Below are 2,589 nucleotides of genomic sequence, written 5' to 3'. Positions count from 1 at the left end.
GTATTAAATTACATTATAAATGGATTATTTTTGGCATTGAACCGTTTGTTAGTAATGTTTGTTCCGAACAAACATTACTAACAAACTAACTTACTGAACATTGACCGATGTATCATCAAACATATAATGTAAACAATCTACATTTCCATTCATTTACCCATAAACCCGCAAACATCAGATAAATAATCGGATTTCCTTGACGGTTAACCATTTTGTCGCTATTAATATGTACCAGACATACGGTTAAATTGACTTTCGAGAAAAAAGATAACCCATTGTAATTACAGCACTTTTAGTTGATAGGTGTAGCATTCAAATCCCTATCTCTCCGCCAAATATCAAGAAAAAGCCTTTGATTATCAGAGGCTTTTTCTATTTATAGCATTTGGAAACTTTAGATGATTAAAAACTCATGTGTCTGGAAGATGCAATCATGTTTGGTCATCGCCTCTTCCTCAATACATCAAGAACGAATCACACGAATACCGATAGGTAAAAAGACATAGCCCGCGCACTATGCGTTTCAATCAACCGTAGAAGAGACCGAAGCCAGCAAATCTGTTGGGCTAGTCCAAGTATAAACCCACTCTTTAATATCTTGCCCACAGGGAGACCGCCATAAACGCTCTCCTTTAGGTCGACCAGCTAAGTAGTCGTAAAATTCGATGGCTTGCTTATTGTCTGCCATCACTTCCAAATACACACCGCTATTAGGGAAATACTGCTCAAACCATGCCGCCATCTCTTTAATCAACTGGCGGCCAATCCCCCTTCCTCGATAATTTTCATCAATGTGCAGAGACTCGATAATGCTGCCTTTGTCAAAATCGTGGTTACCAAAGGCGCAGATAAACCCACACAGTAGCCCTCCCTCTTCAATCAGTAGGACATGTTGATTAAATGGTGGATTGATTAAGCGAGTTTGCCAAATCAGTAAACGGTCTTCTAGAACGTCGTTATCAAGGTACTCTTTGCCTAATATGCCTTGGTAGTGAGTTCGCCAACTTTGAGCGTGTAGCTGAGCAATTCTTTCAAAATCGCAATATTCAGCTGCTTTTATTTCCATATTCTAGTCCTTATTACTTCCTGTAAGGATTAACATCGTCTTTCATACTATTCGGTTCAAATAGAAAAGCAAAATATACTAGTCACAATCCCTTAAAAGAATCATTAAACCTCTTTGACTTACAGTTGTTCGCTGATATTCTAGCGAACAACTGTAAGCTCAAGGATTTTAATCATGGAATCGGCATCAAAACCACCACTTATCTGGATAAACATCGTCATTTTTAGCTTCAGCTTGGGCTTAGCGACGATTGCAGCCCCTTTGTATGGATGGCAATTTGGCTACGGCATGGAGCATTGGCTTTGGCTGATGATTTGTTTTTCCTTTTGCAACCTTTCCATTACCGCGGGATATCACCGTTTATGGTCACATAAAGCCTATGAAGCACATTGGGCACTGAGATTATTGTTTGCATTAGGTGGGGCGTTTGCACTGCAAAACAGTGCGCTACATTGGTCTTCTGATCACCGAGTTCATCACAAGCATGTAGACAATAATGACAAAGATCCTTATTCAGCCAAACGTGGATTCTGGTTTTCACACATAGGTTGGATGCTGCGTCACTACAATAAAACCACGTACGATGACTACTCCAACTGCCGTGACCTGCAAAAAGATAAGATCGTCATGTGGCAGCATAAGTATTATGTGCCTTTAGCACTCGCAATGAACTTGGGCGTTCCTCTGATCCTTGGTTTTATTTATCACGATATACTGGGCATGTTACTGATCGTGGGTGCACTGCGTTTGGTGCTCAATCATCACACGACATTTTTCATCAATTCGCTGGCTCATATATGGGGTAGCCAGCCGTATACTGATAAAAATACAGCCCGCGATAACGGTATTTTGGCTTTCTTCACTTTTGGCGAGGGCTACCACAATTATCACCATATTTTTGAAAACGATTATCGTAATGGGATTTATTGGTGGCAATACGACCCAACAAAATGGCTGATCAAGCTGTGCTCGTGGCTTGGGTTGGCTGGTAAACTGCGCACTTCGCCTCCCCTTAAGGTAGAAAAAGCGAAAGCGTTAATGGCATTAAGCCATGCGCAAAAACAGATCGCCGCGTTGCCCAATCAGCAACTCGTTATGGCCAGCATACAACGTGAATTTGACGCTTTAGTCATGCAGTTGCAAGAGTATTATGAATTAAAGAAACAGCTGATCGAAAGTAAAAAAAACAATATGGTTCGTAGATATGAACACTCCCTATTGATGCTGCGCTATCGACAAGTGAAGCAACAATTAGCACTACAAAAATCCAATTGGCAGCTCATTGTGCGTCAGTACTCCTAAATTCATACTTTACAGATTTGATGAAGCCATGCCTTAAGTGGCTTCATTTTTCTTAGCTTAAATTATTCCCCCCTCTAACAGAACTTCTAGCCGTATATTTGCTAAATGAATAGTTAGAACGACTAAAACATATTCAAAGTTAAAGAATCAACTAGGTTATCAATTGATAATTTTATTGTTTTAGATCATCTAAAGCTCAACTTGCTCTCGTGCTACAGCAT

2 protein-coding genes are annotated in these 2,589 nt (G+C 40.1%); one reads left to right on the top strand and one right to left on the bottom strand.

Annotation, left to right across the window (positions count from 1 at the left end; all coding sequences use genetic code 11):
• Positions 1-523: 523 nt before the first annotated feature.
• Positions 524-1,066 carry a GNAT family N-acetyltransferase gene (locus tag AACT21_RS08790; protein ID WP_094164551.1) on the bottom strand — a complete coding sequence of 181 codons (543 nt, stop codon included), beginning with the start codon at positions 1,064-1,066 and terminating at the stop codon, positions 524-526.
• A 174-nt stretch (positions 1,067-1,240) separates the two neighbouring features.
• Here AACT21_RS08790 and AACT21_RS08785 point away from each other — a divergent pair, with 174 nt between their 5' ends.
• Positions 1,241-2,368 (top strand): acyl-CoA desaturase, encoded by a 1,128-nt coding sequence (locus AACT21_RS08785; protein ID WP_017050757.1) that lies wholly within the window; start codon positions 1,241-1,243, stop codon positions 2,366-2,368.
• Positions 2,369-2,589: the final 221 nt, after the last annotated feature.

It is taken from the genome of Vibrio sp. V08_P9A1T1, assembly GCF_963874405.1.
Lineage (GTDB): Bacteria > Pseudomonadota > Gammaproteobacteria > Enterobacterales > Vibrionaceae > Vibrio > Vibrio anguillarum.
The sequence above is the reverse complement of the archived record's forward strand: the minus strand, read 5'-3'. Positions and strand labels throughout refer to the sequence as shown.